General features: G+C 41.0%; 23 protein-coding genes. All 23 read right to left on the bottom strand.

What is annotated here, in order from left to right; translation table 11 throughout:
* Positions 1-28: 28 nt before the first annotated feature.
* Positions 29-580: a phosphoribosylglycinamide formyltransferase gene (gene purN, locus SMSK564_RS09735; RefSeq protein ID WP_000717487.1), complete on the bottom strand. Its 552-nt coding sequence runs from the start codon at positions 578-580 to the stop codon at positions 29-31.
* Complete coding sequence (gene purM / locus SMSK564_RS09730; RefSeq protein ID WP_000182565.1) at positions 577-1,599, bottom strand: phosphoribosylformylglycinamidine cyclo-ligase; 1,023 nt, start codon at positions 1,597-1,599, stop codon at positions 577-579. The genes purN and purM overlap by 4 nt, the downstream gene beginning before the upstream one ends.
* A gap of 36 nt (positions 1,600-1,635) precedes the next feature.
* Complete coding sequence (purF, locus tag SMSK564_RS09725; RefSeq protein ID WP_000220610.1) at positions 1,636-3,078, bottom strand: amidophosphoribosyltransferase; 1,443 nt, start codon at positions 3,076-3,078, stop codon at positions 1,636-1,638.
* Between the two features lie 93 nt (positions 3,079-3,171).
* Positions 3,172-6,897, bottom strand: coding sequence for a phosphoribosylformylglycinamidine synthase (locus tag SMSK564_RS09720; RefSeq protein ID WP_000278080.1), 3,726 nt, complete (start codon positions 6,895-6,897; stop codon positions 3,172-3,174).
* 56 nt (positions 6,898-6,953) lie between these two features.
* Positions 6,954-7,097 carry a phosphoribosylaminoimidazolesuccinocarboxamide synthase gene (locus SMSK564_RS13885; protein WP_079211609.1) on the bottom strand — a complete coding sequence of 48 codons (144 nt, stop codon included), beginning with the start codon at positions 7,095-7,097 and terminating at the stop codon, positions 6,954-6,956.
* Position 7,098: 1 nt separating this feature from the next.
* Positions 7,099-7,806, bottom strand: coding sequence for a phosphoribosylaminoimidazolesuccinocarboxamide synthase (gene purC / locus SMSK564_RS09715; protein WP_000043283.1), 708 nt, complete (start codon positions 7,804-7,806; stop codon positions 7,099-7,101).
* A 169-nt stretch (positions 7,807-7,975) separates the two neighbouring features.
* A complete protein-coding gene (comB, locus tag SMSK564_RS09710; protein ID WP_000801597.1) occupies positions 7,976-9,325 on the bottom strand; it encodes a competence pheromone export protein ComB in 1,350 nt (449 codons plus the stop codon).
* A 12-nt stretch (positions 9,326-9,337) separates the two neighbouring features.
* Positions 9,338-11,491, bottom strand: a complete 2,154-nt coding sequence (gene comA, locus SMSK564_RS09705; RefSeq protein ID WP_000668319.1) for a peptide cleavage/export ABC transporter ComA — start codon at positions 11,489-11,491, stop codon at positions 9,338-9,340.
* 308 nt (positions 11,492-11,799) lie between these two features.
* On the bottom strand, positions 11,800-11,988 hold the full coding sequence (locus SMSK564_RS13735) for a hypothetical protein (RefSeq protein ID WP_000757184.1): 189 nt from the start codon (positions 11,986-11,988) through the stop codon (positions 11,800-11,802).
* Between the two features lie 386 nt (positions 11,989-12,374).
* Complete coding sequence (locus SMSK564_RS0102800; protein ID WP_000673797.1) at positions 12,375-12,581, bottom strand: hypothetical protein; 207 nt, start codon at positions 12,579-12,581, stop codon at positions 12,375-12,377.
* Positions 12,582-12,659: 78 nt separating this feature from the next.
* Complete coding sequence (locus tag SMSK564_RS09695; RefSeq protein ID WP_000666416.1) at positions 12,660-12,839, bottom strand: hypothetical protein; 180 nt, start codon at positions 12,837-12,839, stop codon at positions 12,660-12,662.
* Positions 12,840-12,878: 39 nt separating this feature from the next.
* Positions 12,879-13,049: a H354_08695 family bacteriocin-like peptide gene (locus SMSK564_RS09690; RefSeq protein ID WP_000067699.1), complete on the bottom strand. Its 171-nt coding sequence runs from the start codon at positions 13,047-13,049 to the stop codon at positions 12,879-12,881.
* 27 nt (positions 13,050-13,076) lie between these two features.
* On the bottom strand, positions 13,077-13,268 hold the full coding sequence (locus SMSK564_RS12870) for a hypothetical protein (protein WP_004236903.1): 192 nt from the start codon (positions 13,266-13,268) through the stop codon (positions 13,077-13,079).
* A gap of 19 nt (positions 13,269-13,287) precedes the next feature.
* Entirely contained in the window at positions 13,288-13,464 is a 177-nt protein-coding gene (locus tag SMSK564_RS09685) for a class IIb bacteriocin, lactobin A/cerein 7B family (RefSeq protein ID WP_000180827.1), read from the bottom strand.
* A 395-nt stretch (positions 13,465-13,859) separates the two neighbouring features.
* Positions 13,860-14,048 carry a hypothetical protein gene (locus SMSK564_RS09680; RefSeq protein ID WP_000439599.1) on the bottom strand — a complete coding sequence of 63 codons (189 nt, stop codon included), beginning with the start codon at positions 14,046-14,048 and terminating at the stop codon, positions 13,860-13,862.
* A gap of 19 nt (positions 14,049-14,067) precedes the next feature.
* Positions 14,068-14,211, bottom strand: a complete 144-nt coding sequence (locus SMSK564_RS09675) for a hypothetical protein (protein ID WP_000017773.1) — start codon at positions 14,209-14,211, stop codon at positions 14,068-14,070.
* 143 nt (positions 14,212-14,354) lie between these two features.
* Positions 14,355-14,510: a hypothetical protein gene (locus tag SMSK564_RS09670; RefSeq protein WP_001004582.1), complete on the bottom strand. Its 156-nt coding sequence runs from the start codon at positions 14,508-14,510 to the stop codon at positions 14,355-14,357.
* 11 nt (positions 14,511-14,521) lie between these two features.
* Positions 14,522-14,650, bottom strand: coding sequence for a smi_0059.1 family bacteriocin-like peptide (locus tag SMSK564_RS09665; protein ID WP_000658222.1), 129 nt, complete (start codon positions 14,648-14,650; stop codon positions 14,522-14,524).
* A 210-nt stretch (positions 14,651-14,860) separates the two neighbouring features.
* Complete coding sequence (locus tag SMSK564_RS0102790) at positions 14,861-15,082, bottom strand: hypothetical protein (protein ID WP_000714131.1); 222 nt, start codon at positions 15,080-15,082, stop codon at positions 14,861-14,863.
* A gap of 9 nt (positions 15,083-15,091) precedes the next feature.
* On the bottom strand, positions 15,092-15,304 hold the full coding sequence (locus SMSK564_RS09660) for a hypothetical protein (protein WP_000787045.1): 213 nt from the start codon (positions 15,302-15,304) through the stop codon (positions 15,092-15,094).
* 26 nt (positions 15,305-15,330) lie between these two features.
* Positions 15,331-15,525: a ComC/BlpC family leader-containing pheromone/bacteriocin gene (locus SMSK564_RS09655; protein ID WP_001108707.1), complete on the bottom strand. Its 195-nt coding sequence runs from the start codon at positions 15,523-15,525 to the stop codon at positions 15,331-15,333.
* 19 nt (positions 15,526-15,544) lie between these two features.
* Positions 15,545-15,724 carry a class IIb bacteriocin, lactobin A/cerein 7B family gene (locus tag SMSK564_RS09650; RefSeq protein ID WP_000180832.1) on the bottom strand — a complete coding sequence of 60 codons (180 nt, stop codon included), beginning with the start codon at positions 15,722-15,724 and terminating at the stop codon, positions 15,545-15,547.
* A gap of 334 nt (positions 15,725-16,058) precedes the next feature.
* Positions 16,059-16,295: an acyl carrier protein gene (locus SMSK564_RS09645; RefSeq protein ID WP_000570330.1), complete on the bottom strand. Its 237-nt coding sequence runs from the start codon at positions 16,293-16,295 to the stop codon at positions 16,059-16,061.

Raw genomic sequence — 16,295 nt, 5'->3', positions numbered from 1 at the left:
ATTGCAAAATCAAAACTTGATTTACTTCTTATCTTCTACCCACCCCTAAACTCTCCAACACTTGAGGATAGAGCTGATACTCGGTGGCATGAATCCGATTTTCAAAACTTTCAATCGTATCATCAGCTAGTCGCAGTACACGTACTTGTTTGATGACCTTTCCTGTATCCACTCCAGAGTCCACCCAGTGAATGGTCACACCACTCTCAGCGACGCCAGCATTCCAAGCATCCTCAATCCCATGAGCTCCTGGAAATTCTGGCAAGTAAGCTGGATGGATATTGATGATTCGACCTTCATAAGCCGCCAATAAGGTTGGCCCAACGATTTTCATGTAGCCTGCTAGACAAACCAAGTCAATCTGGTGCTCTTCTAATAGCTCAACAAGTGCTGCTTCGTAGTCTGCCTTGCTCTCAAACTCCTTGAGTTCAAAAGCATAGGACAGAACGCCGAGCTTGTCTGCACGCTCGAGCACATAGGCGTCACGATGGTCTGAAAAGACAAACTCCACTGGAAATTCTTCAGCAATCACCTGAAAATTTGAGCCATTACCAGAGGCAAAAACCGCTATTTTTTTCATTTGATGATGACACTTTCGTTTTCTTTCTTGACGATACGACCAATTTCATAGACTGGTTCATCCAACAATTCCTTGACACGACTTACATTTTCAGGGCTAACTGCTAGCATAAGTCCCACACCCATATTGAAGATTTCAAACATTTCTTCGTGTTTGATCTGACCGTATTTCTCAAGAGCTTTGAAAATCGGAAGCACTGGAACTTTGTTTTCATCAATTTCAGCAGCTAGGTCATCTGCAAACATACGAGGGACATTTTCGATAAAGCCACCACCAGTGATGTGGGCAATGCCGTTGACCAACTCTTCCTTGATGAGTGGCAAAACAGCCTTGACATAGATACGAGTCGGCTCAAGAAGAACGTCCTTGAGTTGCTTGCCTTCCAATTCTGGAAGGACTTCCTCACCTGTGTAATCGGCAAATACACGACGCACAAGTGAATACCCATTTGAGTGAATCCCACTCGAAGCAAGTCCGAGAAGGACATCTCCTTCAGACACTTTTGAACCGTCTATGATTTGAGATTTTTCAGCCACACCGACCGCAAAACCAGCTAGATCGTAATCATCTGCGCCATACATACCAGGCATTTCAGCCGTTTCCCCACCGATGAGGGCTGCGCCTGCCTGCACACAACCTTCAGCGACTCCAGCCACCACTTGTTCTAGCTTAGCTGGTTCATTCTTGCCAGTTGCGACGTAGTCAAGGAAATAGAGGGGCTCCGCACCTGCAGCGATGATATCATTGACACACATGGCCACACAGTCCTGACCGATGGTATCGTGCTTGTCATACTTGATAGCCAACATGAGCTTGGTTCCGACACCATCAGTCCCTGAAATCAAGACAGGTTCTTTAACACCTGTTTTTGAAAGGTCAAACATACCACCAAAACCGCCCAGCGCTCCCATGACACCTGCACGCTCCGTACGAGCCACGTGCTTTTTAATCCGTTCAACAACTTCATAACCCGCTTCAACATCCACGCCAGACTGGGCATAAGCATTCTTATTTGTCATTTTTATATTCCTTTTCTTTAACGGAAGATCTGCCATCTATTTGTAAAAACTGGTCTTTTCTTCCAAACTTCGACGATAGTCTTCTTCATAATCGTAGAGAGGTGTTGGATAGTCACCGTCAAAGTAAGCGACACAGAGACCACCATTTGGTGCATCTGTTTCAATCCCAATCGAATCAATCAAACCTTCAACAGAGAGGTAAGTCAGGCTGTCAGCTCCAATGATTTGGCGCGTTTCTTCAACCGTATGATTGGCCGCAATCAGTTCCTGACGAGTCTGGATATCAATCCCATAGAAACATGGATAAGCTAGCGCTGGACTACCAATGGCAACGTGAACTTCAGTCGCACCCGCTTCTTTCAAGAGCTGAACGATACGACGAGAGGTTGTTCCACGTACAATAGAGTCATCAATCATAACCACACGCTTGCCTTTTACAACACCAGAAACAGCAGATAGTTTCATCCGCACCCCTTGCTCCCGCAATTCTTGAGTCGGTTGGATAAAGGTACGTTGGGTGTATTGGTTCTTGATGAGGCCCATTTCATTTGGTAGCCCGGACTCTTCCGCAAATCCCATGGCTGCGCTGAGGGAAGAATTGGGCACACCGACCACGATATCCGCCTCATGCTTGAATTCTCGCGCTAATTGGGCACCCATACGTTTACGTGCCGTATGGACATTGACACCGTGGATATTAGAATCAGGGCGGGCAAAATAGATATACTCCATAGAGCAAATCGCCAACTGGGTATCGTCTGTATAGCTGTCATACTGAATTCCCTTATCATCAATAATCACAATCTCACCTGGTTTCAAATCACGAATCCACTCGGCACCAATGACCTCAAAAGCGCAAGTTTCAGAGGAAACCACCACCGCTCCGTTGGCCATTTTTCCGATAGAAAGAGGACGAAAACCATTGGGGTCAAGAGCCGCAATCAACTTGTCCTCAAACAACAGGATATAAGCAAAGCCACCTTTGACAAGGCTGAGCGCTTCCTTGATTTTTCCCATCAAGTTCGGATTGTGACTCCGACGAATGAGGTGAGCCAAGATTTCCGAGTCCGAAGTCGCGCTGAAAATCGCTCCTCTATCTTCCAATTCTTTCTTGAGAGAGGCCGCATTAGTCAAGTTTCCATTATGAGCCAAGCCAAACTTCATATCGTGAAAACGGAAGAGGAAGGGCTGGATATTATCTACAGAAGCTTCGCCAGCAGTCGCGTAACGCACATGCCCAATCGCACCAGTTCCCGTCAATTTATCCAAATTAGCTGGATTTCTGAAGACTTCTGATAAAAGCCCCATGTCACGATGGCGCTTTAGTTTCCCTTGGTCATTGGAGAGGATTCCTGCCCCCTCTTGACCACGGTGCTGAAGACTATGGAGACCAAAATAGGTCAATTTAGCAGCATCTGGATGTCCCCAAATACCGAAAACACCACATTCTTCATTAAGAGATTTTACTTCGTATGTCATTTTATATACCTAATTTTTATTTGTGTAGCACCAAGAGCTAAATCTACATGACTTTTACATTACTGATACTATCTATTAAAACATCTGCAAAGCCTATTTCCCAGTAAAGTATTTAACCGCCGATGCGAAGAGGTGCTGGTCTTTATTGCCTGGGATATTTTGGAAAAGACCATCCTCATAACGTTCTGAGTGGCCCATCTTACCGATGATTTGGCCGTTCTTGCTGGTAATTCCTTCGATGGCATGGACAGAACCATTCGGATTATACTTAGAATCCATGCTTGGCTTGCCATCAAAGTCAACGTATTGGCTAAAGATTTGACCATTGTCACGGAGTTCAGCGAATTCCTCAGCCGTCACGACAAACTTCCCTTCACCGTGTGAAACAGGAATAGCGTGGATATCGCCCACTTGCACCCCAGCTAACCATGGTGAGTTGGTATTGGCAATCCGAGTTTCCACCATCTTGGCCACGTGTTGGTTGGCATCATTGTAGAAGAGGGTTGGGCTAGTACTGCTGGCTTCTTCAAAGTTCCCGTATGGAAGAAGACCTGATTTGACCAAAGCCTGGAAGCCATTACAGATACCGATAATCAAGCCACCACGGGCGATAAAGCTATCAATTGCTACACGCACTTTTTCATTAAGCAGGATGTTGACAATAAACTTAGCGGAACCATCTGGCTCGTCCGCAGCTGAGAAACCACCTGCAAAGAAGAGAATGTTAGCCTTGCCGATGTTGTCAACCATAGTTTCAACTGAATTGACAATGGCTTCTTCATTCAAGGTCACAAATGGCACCAAGTTGACCTCTGCACCTTCTTTTTCGAAGGCCTTAGCTGAATCATATTCTGAGTTGGTGCCCGGGAATACTGGGATATAAACCACAGGTTTTTCAAGCTTTTCTTTGGCTTGGATGACTGTGTTAGTAGCGACAACTGGTACTTCAGCCAGTTCTTTGGCTTGTGCAAATTCTGTTGGGTAAACTTCTTCCAGTTTTCCTTGAAAGGCACTGTCAAGTTTCTGTCCATCTAGCTTCACACCGTTGACAATCAGTGTAAAGTCTGCTTTCGTTTGACCGATTTTCTCTACTCCAGCAATTTCTTCAGGAGATGTGAAGACAAATCCGCCCAATTGTGCTGTCAAAGAACTTTCAAGTTCAGGCAAGATTACCTCTGCACCGATATGATTTCCAAAAGTAGCAAGTGCCAAACTTTCAACCACACCGCCGTATTTGACAGCTGAAGCTGCTGTTACTTTGTGATCCTTTTGAAGGGATTCAAACTGAGCAAAGTTAGACTTAATCAAGTCAAAATCAATCTCTGTAACAAGGGCTTGACCTGGGATGTAGTAGATATTTTCCCCAACAGCTTTAAATTCTGGAGAGAGCACATTACGGCTATCTGCCGTCGTGACCCCAAAGGCAACCAAGGTTGGTGGTACGGTCAATTCTTCAAAAGTACCAGACATGGAGTCCTTCCCACCAATAGATGGCAAGCCAAGCTGAATCTGAGCTTCGATAGAACCTAGAAGAGCAGCTACTGGCTGACCAAAACGCTCAGCTTGTTTGTCCATGCGTTCGAAGTACTCTTGGTAAGAGAAACGAGCCTTAGACCAGTTGGCACCAGCAGCCACCAAACGAGCAGTCGCTTCAATAACCGCATAAGCAGCACCGTGGTATGGAGACCATTCTGCTACATAAGGGTTGAAACCTTGAGCCATGACTGACGCAGTATGAGTCACACCGTGTTGAACTGGCAATTTCTGCACAGATGCCTCAGTTGGTGTGAGTTGGTAACGACCACCAAGTGGGTGATTGACCGTTGAGCGTCCAACAGAGCAGTCAAAGATAGTCTGTAATCCTTTTTGACTCGCATGGTTCAAATCAGATAGAACCGCAAGGGTATCAGCTTCAAGTGTTTCTACGCTTGTTGTGCGTTCTTCTGGAAGCTTGACATCCTTGTCAACCACCTTAGCATCTACAACCACACGTACACCGTTTGTATCAAGGAAACGACGTTCCAAATCAACGATGGTTTCACCATTCCAATGCATGACAAGATTTGGTTTTTCAGTCACTATAGCAACGACAACAGCATCAATATTTTCTTTGTTACATTCAGCAACGAAGGCATCTACATCCTCAGGACGAACCACAACTGCCATCCGTTCTTGAGATTCAGAGATGGCAATTTCTGTACCATTCAAGCCTTGGTATTTAAGAGGCACTTTGTTAAGGTCGATTTCAAGACCGTCTGCTAATTCACCGATAGCCACACAGACACCACCAGCGCCAAAATCATTTGATTTTTTGATAAGACGAGTCACATCGCCATTACGGAACAGACGTTGAATCTTGCGTTCTTCGATAGCATTCCCTTTTTGAACTTCAGCTCCAGCAGTTTCCACGGACTCAACTGTTTGAACCTTAGAAGAACCTGTCGCACCACCGACACCGTCACGTCCAGTCTTACCACCGAGGAGGATAATCACGTCTCCCGCTTCCGGTTTTTCACGGACAACATTGCCCTTAGGAGCTGCACCGACAACAGCACCTAGCTCCATACGCTTAGCAACGAAACCTGGGTGGAAGTACTCACGAACGTAGGTTGTTGCAAGCCCAATCTGGTTTCCGTAAGAAGAATAACCATGAGCAGCTGTCTTAGAAATGACCTGTTGTGGCAATTTACCAGCGCGAGTTTCTGAAATCGGTGCGGTAATATCTCCAGCACCTGAGATACGCATAGCTTGGTAAACATATGAGCGACCTGATAATGGGTCACGAATAGCACCACCGATACAAGTAGCCGCCCCACCAAATGGCTCAATCTCCGTTGGGTGATTGTGGGTTTCGTTTTTAAACATGAGGAGCCATGGTTCTTTCACACCATCAACGTCCACTTCGATTTCTACTGAGCAAGCATTGATTTCGTCTGACACTTCCATATCATCCAAACGTCCATTAGCACGCTCATAACGACCGAAAATAGTTGCCATATCCATCAAGGTTTGCGGTTTTTCAGAACGCCCCAACTCATCACGCATGGCAATATACTTGTCATAAGTTGACTGCAATTGTTTTTGGAATTTAGAAGCTGAGAAATCAATCTGCTTCAACTCAGTCTCAAAAGTCGTGTGACGGCAGTGGTCAGACCAGTAAGTATCCAAAACCTTGAGTTCCGTCTCAGTTGGCACGCGCCCGATTGACTTGAAGTAGTCTTGGATAAAAAGCAAATCATCCACTTCCATAGCCATCCCTTGCTCGGCCTTGTAGAGGGCAAAATCTTCTGCTGTATAGCTTTCAAAGAAAGTCAATTTTGGAATGGTCTTGTCTGACTCAGAAAATTCCTGCTTGGCAATCCCTGTCGTGATATCTTTGAAACGAGAATCAACTGGATTGAGCAAGTAGTTCTTGACCGCTTCTAGCTCAGTCGCTTCAATGTCCTTATTGACCAAGTAAAGTTGAGCTGTGTTGACGGTCACATCACTCGAACTTCCCAGCAAAAGCAAGGCTTCCTGTGAAGATGCCGCACGCTGGTCAAACTGCCCTGGCAGGCTTTCAATGGCAAAGAAAGCATAGTTAGCAAGATCCGCCTGTACAGCCGCTTCGTCCAAGACATGGTCTGTCACCTGCTCAGAGAAAATGTGTTTCTCTGCAGGTGCAAACAAGTCCTCCGCCAAATCAAAGACATCATAAACCTGCACAATACGAATACTTTTCAAGCTTGAAAGTCCCAAGTTATGCTGGAGCTCCCTTACCAAACTCTCTGACTTGACCTGAAAATCAGCCTTTTTCTCTACAAAAATACGTTTATACATCAATTCTTATTCCTTTATTTCAGCTCTTGCAATGTTCCCAAACGACCTCTAGGTTGTTATTTTAGTTCTTGCAACTTTTCCCAAACAATCTCGTAAACGTCTGTCAGTTCTCCCAATCCCCTACGGAGTGAAAAGGTCTGGGGGACCTTTTCAGCCTGAGTCCTTTTAGTTGAGAGACGAAGGTTTTCCGTTGCAAACAGATTATTTCAAACCTTGCAGCTTCTCCCAAACAACTTCATAAACATCGGTTAATTCACCTAGTCCCCTACGGAAAACATCCTTATCCATGTGGTTGCCATCCGCATCCCACAAGCGGCAGTTATCTGGTGAAAATTCGTCTGCCAAGATAATCTTGCCATCCTTATCAAAACCGAACTCTAGCTTAAAGTCAATCAACTTAAGCCCAATCTCAGCAAACCAGACTTTCAAGAGTTCATTGATTCGACGAGTTTCTTCCTTCAAGTAGGCGATTTGCTGGTCATCCGCAATCTGTAGGAATTTCACATGCTCGTCATTGATAAATGGGTCATCCAAATCATCATTTTTGTAGTAAAATTCAACAATCGGAGTCTCAAATGCGATTCCTTCATCTACACCAAAACGTTTTGAAAAGGAACCAGCCGTGTAGTTGCGTAGCACGACTTCCAAAGGAATGATTTCAACCTTTTTATTGAGTTGTTCTGTATCTGAAAGTTTCTCCACAAAGTGAGTCGCCACACCAGCCGCATTTAATTTCTCAAAAATAAAAGATGAAATCTGATTATTCAACACTCCCTTACCAGCAATCTGCTCCTTCTTAACACCATTGAAAGCAGTCGCCTGGTCCTTGTAAGTTGAAATAATAAGATTTTCATCCTCAGTTGTATAGATATCTTTAGCTTTTCCCGAATAGATCAATTGTTTTGACATTTTAAAGTTCGCCTTTCGTATTACTTGAGCACATTCTACCATAAAAAACCTAAAATTACAAGAATTTAACCGAATAAATAACGTAGCGATCTTAAAAATCATAAAGAAAAAACCGCAAGAAGAATCTTTCTCACAGTTTTAAAATCATTTAATTCTAAAAACGCGAACATTAGTCTTTATTCAAAAATTGATCCAAATAATAACTCAGGTAACTTTTCTTACCTGTAATCATCTGCAGACGACCTTCCACCCCATACCGAAGTTTTTCAGCCTGCTCAGCAGTCAGATTAGTCTCCGCCTCAATCTTAAAGAAATTCCCTTTCTCAGTCTTAGTAGCTGTCGCATCTATGCTGGTAATCGTAGAGTCCAAGAAAATTTGATTCTTGGTATCATGAGTCGTCGTATAACGAACAGAGTCCCCAATCTTGACTCTTGCTACATCCTTTGAACTTAGATAAGCTGTAAGTTTGACTTTCCCTTCTTTTTCCAAGGACGGATAGAGTTGGGCTAGTAAGGCGCCTTCTGCTACCATGGTAGAATCACTGGTCTCAGGATTAAGATGAAGCACCCCATCCTCACCGGCCGTAATTTTCCCCTTGTCTAGAAGACTTCCCTGTACCTTCTTGCCTGACTCCACCTCCAAGATTTTTTGGTCTAAAAGAGTCAATTCCTGACCAACCTTAGCCAAGTGTTGTGATTTAAGAGATTCCAATTGACTGCTTAACCCTGACGCATAGGCTTGCTGGGTACCTGAACCTGCATACTGAACACGGTAAGTAGCAAGACTAGATTCTAACTGAGAAAGCTGCGCTTCAACCTGCGCCACGGCCTCAGCCTTAGCTTGCGGATTTTCCTCCCCCTGAGACTTGTAGGACTGGTAGAGAGAGTAGGCTAGATTCTGACTGGCCAAGGAAGCGCCTGTTTCAATAGCTGACTTAGCTGTCTGGTAATCGCGAATTTTAGCCTCTGTTTGGCTGATGAGGTTACCGATTTCGGCTTGGGTTTGACTAGCTGCTGCATTCTGGGACGCGATGGTCTCATTTTGTTGCGATGTACTAGTCCTAAGACTGCCTGCTTGACTGATGTAGTCGCGAAAGGTGGCTTGGTAGCCAAACTTATCCTCCTCTGGAAAGTGGTTCTCCCCTTCTTGCAGACTTTTTTGCAAATACTCCAATTGCTTTTTTTGATCCTTGAGCATGTCCAACTGACTGGCATAGGCCTCCGCTTGGACACCCTCTGCCCCTTCTTGATATCGAACCAACAGTTCTCCCTTTTTAACCAGCTTATTTTCTTCCAAATGATTGACAAGAATGCGATTATTGCTAGTTGACTGGATATTTGCAAGGATACGACTAGGCTCAACAGTAGCTCTAGTAGACAAACTCATCTCCTTCTCTGCAAATGTTGCAAATCCAAGCAAAAACACAAGCAGAAGGGACATGGGTACAATCACCCGACTGGAAAAATTATGGTAACGACGATTATAAAACTCCGCACTTTCTAAAAATTCTGGTTTCATCCTCTCCTCTTTCTAGCTATTCACCAAATGGGCGTAAAAGCCACCCCGTGCAAGCAAATCAGCATGCTTTCCTTCTTCAACAATCTTGCCCTGATCCAAGACAACAACCTTCTCTGTCCGCTCAGCAATGGTCAAGCGGTGAGCAATGAAAATCAAGGTCTTGTCTAAAGCCATAAGATTATCGACAATTCGCTTCTCTGTCAGAATATCCAAACTGCTAGTTGCCTCATCCAAAATCAAGACCGGCGCATCTGTCAAGAGAGCACGCGCCAGAGCAATTCTCTGCCGTTGACCACCTGAGATTCCTGCCCCATCCGAAGTCAACTCTGTCTGGTAATTCAGAGGCATGCGCTCAATGTCCTCCCGAATCTCTGCCAATTCGACCGCCCGTAAGATATCCTCTTGAGTCGTCCCTTCCTTGGCTCCCAAAAGAAGATTCTCCAAAATCGTTCCGTTAAAGACATAGGGCTGTTGAGGCAGATAGTTGATATACTGGCGCAGAGCCTTTTTATCAATCTGATTGAGATTGACACCACCCAGACTAATCTCTCCCTGACTTGGATCGTAAAAATTAACCATCATCTTGGCCAAGGTCGTCTTACCTGACCCTGAAATCCCCACAAAAGCCACCTTAGAGCCTTGAGGAATAGTCAAATTGATATCCGACAAGACATCTCGACCATAACCATACTTGTAGGAAACCTGCTTGAAGTCTATATCTCCCTTCATCAAACTCAAATCCTCAACTGTTTTCTTCTCCTCAAACTCAGAAGCTACCAGATAAACTTCATTCAGACGGTTATTGGCAACCTGCGCTGTCTGAAGCTTAGTTTGCAGATTGATGATATTTTCCAAAGGATTGGTAAAGTAAACCAGCAAGGTATTATAGGTAATCAACTGCCCCAAACTCATCTTGCCATCCATGACCAGAACAGCTCCCATCCAGAGAATGCCGACATTGAGCAAGAGATGGGCAACTTTTTTCAGAGCCTTTTGCTGACTCTCTGCCCTACTATAGGTAAAGGATTTTTTCAGATAATCCACAAATTCCTTGTCAATTTTTTGGTAACGCTGACTCTCACTGGTCAAGGACTTAATAGTCTCAATACCGTTGATGTCCTCAATGATAGAAGAAGACAGAACTGCATTGGCTTCCATGGTATCCCGATTCATCTTTTCAAACGGCTTCATAAAAGCAAAGATAATCACTGTGTAGATAGGAAGCGCCAATAAGGTCATGAAAAAGAGATTGGTATTTTGTGAAAATAAAACAAGGGAAATAATGACAACCGTTGACACATCTAGGAAAATCGAAAGAATGGTCGAAGCCAGCGCATCAATGATACTGTTAGCATCCGTGAAACGAGATACGATTTCCCCTGTCCGACGTGTCGCAAAGAAGGACATAGGCAGGTGAAAAACATGCTTGATATAGGACAAAATCACATCAATCGACAAGCGTTGCCCCAAAACAAGTAAGAGATACTCCTGAGCGTAAGACAAGATCTGCTGGAGAATATAGACGATAACTAGCCCAATAGAAATAATCCCAAGCGTCGAACGCATCTGATCTGGCACATAGGTATCAATGATAGACTGCAGATAATAAGAACCCACAATATTAATCACGGTTACCAAGAGTGTCGCCAAAACGATATTAGCAATCAAGCCACGCTGCTTCACTAATATAGGAATAAAAGAGAGCAGGCCATTCTTTTGATCCTTATGAGGCTTGTAGTCTGGACTAGGTGCCATAAACAGAGTCACTCCTGTCCATTCTTCCGCAAAACGCTCACGTGGCAGTTTGGTCAATTTCACCCCAGGATCTGGATCGGCAATATGAATGCTATCCTTATCCTGCCCAGTCACCACATAGTAGTGGAGCAATTTCCCTTCCTTAAGCACATGGGCAACAAAAGGAAAAGTCAAATCTGGCAAGTCAAAAAGCGTCATATCCGCCTTAATTGCTCGCGTCTCAAAACCAATCTCCTCTGCCACCTTGACCAAGCCCAAAGCCGTCGTCCCATCCATGGTCGTCTTGGCCAATTCTCGCAAGTGAGCCAAAGAATAATAACTACCATAGTAGCCAAAAACCATGGCTAATGAAGCTACACCGCAGTCCATCTGATCCACCTGCGGACGATAGTGACGTTTCCCAAATTTCATATTCATCTCCTTTTTCCTAAACTCAATGAAAATCAAAGAGCAAACTAGGAAACTAGCCGCAGGCTGCTCAAAGCACGGCTTTGAGGTTGTAGATAGAACTGACGAAGTCAGTAACATCTACACGGCAAGGCGACGTTGACGTGGTTTGAATTTGATTTTCGAAGAGTATAAACTCATCTGATAACAACTATCTTACCCCAATCACCAAACAAAAACTGGACTTCCTCCCCAAATGCGCCTATCTACCTCCCAAATGCACTTTTGGGATAAAAAATAGGCAGAACAAACGTCATGCCTAAAATATATATTTATTTCTTTTTCTTCCTAATTCTTTTGTCAATCATATACAACACGATAATCGAAAACAGCGGTGGAACAATATAACTCTTTTCACTCATTGTCAGCTGAAATCCCAGAGTTGCTAGTATCTTAAAGATGAAAATATTCATCAAAAATAGAAACACAAATACTAAAAAATATCTTAAAACCTTCTTCATTTCTTTTCTTCAACTTTCCTAATTTCTACACCTATTTTATCAAAAATATATGTAAAACTCCAAATAAACACCTCAACTGCACTTTTGGCAAAAAATAGGCAGAACAAGCGTCCTACCTACTAAAAATATGGTATGAAAGGAAATTGATGTTTTACTGTCACCCTAGGCAAGCTTGGGACAAATAAATCATTGATAGCAACATTTACGACATCCTATTTAAAGTTACTTCAATTTCCAATGTCCCCGTTATTTCTAAGCCACCTTTGGTATGATCTATTCCTAGTCAGAATAGATAACATCGTTCTAAATTACGATTCATAGTTACTCCTTTTTTGATTCGTTACTATAAGACACCTATTCACTATAGAGCGTCTACTACCTCAAATTTATCCATTCTTTTTTTCTTTACTTCTGTATAAAAGAATGAAGACCATCATAAATAATGCAATCGTTGGTATATTGAAATTATCAAAGCAAGTAGGTAAAGATACTTTATTCATGTCAGCTACTAATCTGATGATGATATAAGACATTGAACTAAGTAATACCATAATTTCAGGCAAAACTTTCAGTATTGATTTAACAAATTTCATATTAAACTCCAATGTGATGCATTCTTAGATTCTAGCCTAGCTATTTTCAGCGCAGACTAACAAGTCATTCTTAGCTGCTTACTCTACTTGCTTTTTATTGACCTTATATCCTAGATAAAAGAGCCCAAATAAAACGGAGTAAATTTCTGGATAAAATAGGGTATTGATCGGATTTTTCAAAATCAAATACGTTGCGATGTAGATTATGAGAGATATGGTAAAATAACCCTCAGCAAAACCTAATAAGTATTCTTTCATGGTAGACTCCTATTTACTAAAAAACAATCTACCATCCTTTTATCCACCTCGTGATGCCGACTGATAACCATTATACGCACCCCAAGCTAATAGTCCGACAGCCAAAATACCACCACCAACCAAAAGTAACACTCCTCCACCATCAACTTCTTGCAATTCAATATCACTTAACGTAGTATAATTTTGTTCAATAGTTTGTAAATTTGACATATTTATCCTCCATTTTAATAATAAAAATTAGTTTTCTTTTAATACACCAATAATAATCATCAATACACTCATAACAAATGCAGATAACAGTCCTTTAGTAGTACTATTGAAAAAAGGTCTATCAAAAACATAATAATTATATGCAGACAATCCTAAACCAACGGCAGTCACCACAATTGTAATAACGAGTAGTATAATCCAAAATGTTTTCTTGCTCATATTTATCAAATATCAAATACTATGGATGAGTAATATAGTAGAATGTTTTACCAGCAGCTTCACCAGCTTGGTAAATCCCCCAGCTAATCGCAATACCCAAAGAGACTACCTCCCAAGCAATTCCCCCATCTACATTCATCAACTCTTCTTCTGTAAGAGCTACAAAGTTCTGTTCCATTTTGTCAAAATTTGTCATATTTTTCTCCTCAATTTGTATATGTTTTTATATGTTTAATGTTTATCCTCTAAGCCACTTAAATAGCCAGATTGGATAAATAACTGAAATAAGCATTTCTAATCTCCTTCCTTTTCTTTCTTACTTATTTATTCGAAAAAGAATTCGAAAATGTACAACTAAATTAAATTTTATTTGAAAAATAATTTAGTAAACCATGGATAGAAAATTGGTAGATACATGAAGCAAACTCCTTTCTGTTTCCTCTTACTTATCTATTCAAAAAACAATTCGAAAATGTACAACTAAATTAAATTTATTTAAAAAATAACTCAGTGAACCATGGGTAGAACATTGATATAAACATGAACTAGGCTCCTTTCCTTTTCCTCTTACTTATCTATTCGAATTTTTTATTAAAATAAATAATTGTAAATTGTTTCGCCAAACTTCTGGCCTGCCCAATAAATAGGACCTAAAATTAATGTCCCTAAAGCATAAACCCCAACTACTCCAACTATGAAAATTAATACTTTTACAGGAATTGACTGCAAACTGTAAAAATTCTCTACCCTAGTAATCCAACTTTCTATTATGCGTTCCATTGGCGCTCTTCCTTCCCTGTTAACGTCCACGACGCTTAGAATGTGCTCCTGAAGCACCATCTACCGCACCCAATAAAAATGTTCCTGCAATTGCGACTCCTCCAACTACTACTAGACCAAACAACAAGCCTCCTTCTACATCGGCCAATTCCTCATGACTCATTAATGAAAACTATCTTCCATATTTTTAATTTGTTCCATCTTATTCTCCTTTTTTGATTATTAACGATTGAAGAAGGTAGTTATTTGTGTTTCATTTTTCATATATGCCATTCATTGTTGTAGATAAACTTTACTCTCTAAATCTTATCTTCTAAAAAATGGGATTCCAATAAATACACTACGTAACAATAGACCTGTAATTAGACCCCCTTGATAACTTTCCTCACTACCACCCACCAGCAAAGCTAAGTCGCTTTCCTTTAATACCTCAATAGTATACTTATCATTCATTTCATTCATCGCTTATCCTCCTAAAAACCTAAACCTCTACGAAATCCAATGTACCAATCTACAAGGGTCTTCGTCCAATTTTCTCCACCTTGAATATCGGTCAATTCTTCCGAAGTTAGCTCAACAAATCCATAGTAATGTTCTTTCATTATTTTATTCCTTTCTTTTTTCTTCTCACTTATTTATTCGAAAAACAATTCGAAAATGTACAACTAAATTAAATTTTATTTGAAAATTTATGATTTCTCCAAAGTGTTTTATCTTAGATATAGTAATCCCATGTAACTAGATCTACATCAGATAAACCTCCGATAATATACCTTTTACGAGACTCTTTACTCTGTTCTTGTTTTCATTGATTATCGTTCTTTTTCTGTCATTGCTGTAAACTGATAATCACTTCCTAAAATATTATTAGTATAATTCACTTTGGGTTTAAATGTTTCTTTTTTATTAATATAGTATGTCAATGCTACTAACAAAATACAGCTCTCCAACGATACCTTTTCTAAATTAAATAGAGAATAAATTAATAATATGCTGTAAGCTGTTAAAACAAAACCTAATAAAAATTTTTTCATAGCAAGCTCTTATTTTTCCTTCTGTCTGTCTAACCTTGTTATCATCTTGTTAATGAAGAGCAACACAAGAGTAGAAAATAAAGGTGGCATGAGGTAACTATCCACACTGCCCGTCAAAGAAAAACCAAGCATAGCTAATATTCCAAGCAACATCAAATTCATGATAGCCATAGAGACAAACAATAAAACAATTTTTATTACTCTAGTTATTTCATTTTTCATTGAATCACCTCATAAGTATTAAAAAATTATCGCAATCTTGAAAGTCCCCAATCGCCTATTGCTTTAACGCTTTTTCCTGCAACGTAAACAGAAACAGCTGTACCACCAATGATTCCAAGCGCCTTGGTTACACCCCATGCTAACGCAAGAGCACCTACTACAGAGCCACCTGAAATTTTTTCCAATTCATCTGATTTCATATTTTCAAAGTTATAATTCATTATCTATCCCCTTCATCTATTAATTAGTAGCTAGAGCAGCAAAACCTACTGCTACACCTGCTGATAGAGCATGGCCGACTAATACTTTTGTTCCCCAAATAGTAAACAATACAGGACCAAAGAATCCTCCATCCACATTCACCAACTCTTCTTCTGTAAGAGCTACAAAGTTCTGCTCCATTTTGTCAAAATTTGTCATCTTTTTTCTCCTCAATTTTTATGTTTTGTTATATCTTTAATGTTTAGCCTCTAAGCCACTTAAATAGCCAAGTTGGATAAATAACTGAAATAATCATTTCTAATCTCCTTCCTTTTCCTCTTACTTATCTATTCGAAAAACAATTCGAAAATGTACAACTAAATTAAATTTTATTTGAAAAATAATTTAATAAACCATGGATAAAAACCAGTCACATACATAAACACTCCTCTTTTTCTTCCTTATCTATCTATTCGTAATTCCCACTAAAAGTTCTAAATTTTTTATTTTCCCTGACAATAAAAAAGCAACACGACTTGCATGTTGCTTCTTGCTATTCTTTACTTTTGACGACTTCTACCACATCTCCTACACTTTGCAGTTGGTCAATTTCCTCGTCACTGATTTCGATACTAAATTCATCTTCCAGTGTCAAGATAAACTCCATCAAGTCAACTGAGTCAGCATCCAAATCATCTTTCAGACTCAAGGATTCTGTCACGACAAAGTCTTCTCCCTGTCGCTCTTGGATAATGGTCACAATACGGTCAAAAATTTCTTTTTCTATCAT

This window comes from Streptococcus mitis SK564 (genome assembly GCF_000148525.1).
GTDB lineage: Bacteria > Bacillota > Bacilli > Lactobacillales > Streptococcaceae > Streptococcus > Streptococcus mitis_H.
Note: the sequence above shows the minus strand (reverse complement) of the source record. Positions and strands in the feature narration are given on the sequence as shown.

Excerpts from the sequence above, each read along its gene's own strand:
- SMSK564_RS09680 (WP_000439599.1), bottom strand. The coding sequence starts at position 14,048 with ATGGAACGCATAATAGAAAGTTGGATTACTAGGGTAGAGAATTTTTAC.
- purM (WP_000182565.1), bottom strand. The coding sequence starts at position 1,599 with ATGACAAATAAGAATGCTTATGCCCAGTCTGGCGTGGATGTTGAAGCG.
- SMSK564_RS12870 (WP_004236903.1), bottom strand. The coding sequence starts at position 13,268 with ATGAGCAAGAAAACATTTTGGATTATACTACTCGTTATTACAATTGTG.
- SMSK564_RS09695 (WP_000666416.1), bottom strand. The coding sequence starts at position 12,839 with ATGAAAGAATACTTATTAGGTTTTGCTGAGGGTTATTTTACCATATCT.
- SMSK564_RS09655 (WP_001108707.1), bottom strand. The coding sequence starts at position 15,525 with ATGAATTATAACTTTGAAAATATGAAATCAGATGAATTGGAAAAAATT.
- SMSK564_RS09690 (WP_000067699.1), bottom strand. The coding sequence starts at position 13,049 with ATGTCAAATTTACAAACTATTGAACAAAATTATACTACGTTAAGTGAT.
- SMSK564_RS09675 (WP_000017773.1), bottom strand. The coding sequence starts at position 14,211 with ATGAGTCATGAGGAATTGGCCGATGTAGAAGGAGGCTTGTTGTTTGGT.
- SMSK564_RS09665 (WP_000658222.1), bottom strand. The coding sequence starts at position 14,650 with ATGAAAGAACATTACTATGGATTTGTTGAGCTAACTTCGGAAGAATTG.
- purF (WP_000220610.1), bottom strand. The coding sequence starts at position 3,078 with ATGACATACGAAGTAAAATCTCTTAATGAAGAATGTGGTGTTTTCGGT.
- SMSK564_RS09660 (WP_000787045.1), bottom strand. The coding sequence starts at position 15,304 with ATGAAAAATGAAATAACTAGAGTAATAAAAATTGTTTTATTGTTTGTC.
- SMSK564_RS09720 (WP_000278080.1), bottom strand. The coding sequence starts at position 6,897 with ATGTATAAACGTATTTTTGTAGAGAAAAAGGCTGATTTTCAGGTCAAG.
- SMSK564_RS09645 (WP_000570330.1), bottom strand. The coding sequence starts at position 16,295 with ATGATAGAAAAAGAAATTTTTGACCGTATTGTGACCATTATCCAAGAG.
- SMSK564_RS09670 (WP_001004582.1), bottom strand. The coding sequence starts at position 14,510 with ATGAATGAAATGAATGATAAGTATACTATTGAGGTATTAAAGGAAAGC.
- SMSK564_RS0102800 (WP_000673797.1), bottom strand. The coding sequence starts at position 12,581 with ATGAAATTTGTTAAATCAATACTGAAAGTTTTGCCTGAAATTATGGTA.
- purN (WP_000717487.1), bottom strand. The coding sequence starts at position 580 with ATGAAAAAAATAGCGGTTTTTGCCTCTGGTAATGGCTCAAATTTTCAG.
- comB (WP_000801597.1), bottom strand. The coding sequence starts at position 9,325 with ATGAAACCAGAATTTTTAGAAAGTGCGGAGTTTTATAATCGTCGTTAC.
- SMSK564_RS13735 (WP_000757184.1), bottom strand. The coding sequence starts at position 11,988 with ATGAAGAAGGTTTTAAGATATTTTTTAGTATTTGTGTTTCTATTTTTG.
- SMSK564_RS09685 (WP_000180827.1), bottom strand. The coding sequence starts at position 13,464 with ATGACAAATTTTGACAAAATGGAACAGAACTTTGTAGCTCTTACAGAA.
- purC (WP_000043283.1), bottom strand. The coding sequence starts at position 7,806 with ATGTCAAAACAATTGATCTATTCGGGAAAAGCTAAAGATATCTATACA.
- SMSK564_RS0102790 (WP_000714131.1), bottom strand. The coding sequence starts at position 15,082 with ATGAAAAAATTTTTATTAGGTTTTGTTTTAACAGCTTACAGCATATTA.
- SMSK564_RS09650 (WP_000180832.1), bottom strand. The coding sequence starts at position 15,724 with ATGACAAATTTTGACAAAATGGAGCAGAACTTTGTAGCTCTTACAGAA.
- comA (WP_000668319.1), bottom strand. The coding sequence starts at position 11,491 with ATGAAATTTGGGAAACGTCACTATCGTCCGCAGGTGGATCAGATGGAC.